Genomic DNA, 538 nt, shown 5'->3' on the forward strand with positions numbered 1-538 from the left:
GCTCGTGCCCCCTCGCTGACCGCCGCGTTATGGCGACTGGCCTGGACGTTCACCAACTTCGCCATCCTCGATGGCACCGTCATCCGCACCGACCGTATCGCCGCGAACCGGCCGTTCTACTCCGGCAAACACCGCTATCACGGCATCAACCTGCAAGGACTCACCGACCCGGACGGCACCCTGATCTGGATCTCCAAGGGCATCCCGGCCGGGCTGGTCAACGACACCAGCGCCGCCCGAGCCCACCACATCCCCGACCTGGCCGAGCGAGCCAAGATCCTCCTGCTGGCCGACCGCGGCTACCACCAGACCGCCGAGAACGTGATCACCCCATACAAAAGCTGGCACGGCGAACTCACCCAGCCCTACCGCGACGCCAACACCGCCCACGCCCGCATCCGCTGCCAAGGAGAACGCGGCTTCGCCACCCTCAAAAACTGGCACGTCCTCGACCGCGTCCGCTGCTGCCCACACCAAGTCAGCACCCTCGCCCAAGCCATCCTCACCCTCCAACACGAAACAAGATGAAAAAGGCTCA

The 538-nt window shown here is 65.2% G+C and carries 1 protein-coding gene; it reads left to right on the forward strand.

Annotated features, from left to right (window positions below; genetic code table 11):
* Positions 1-528, forward strand: a 528-nt coding sequence (locus F1721_RS34245; RefSeq protein WP_150071005.1) for a transposase family protein, incomplete at its 5' end; no start/stop codon positions are given.
* Positions 529-538 lie beyond the last annotated feature (10 nt).

The sequence above is a fragment of the Saccharopolyspora hirsuta genome, assembly GCF_008630535.1.
GTDB classification, from domain to species: domain Bacteria; phylum Actinomycetota; class Actinomycetes; order Mycobacteriales; family Pseudonocardiaceae; genus Saccharopolyspora; species Saccharopolyspora hirsuta.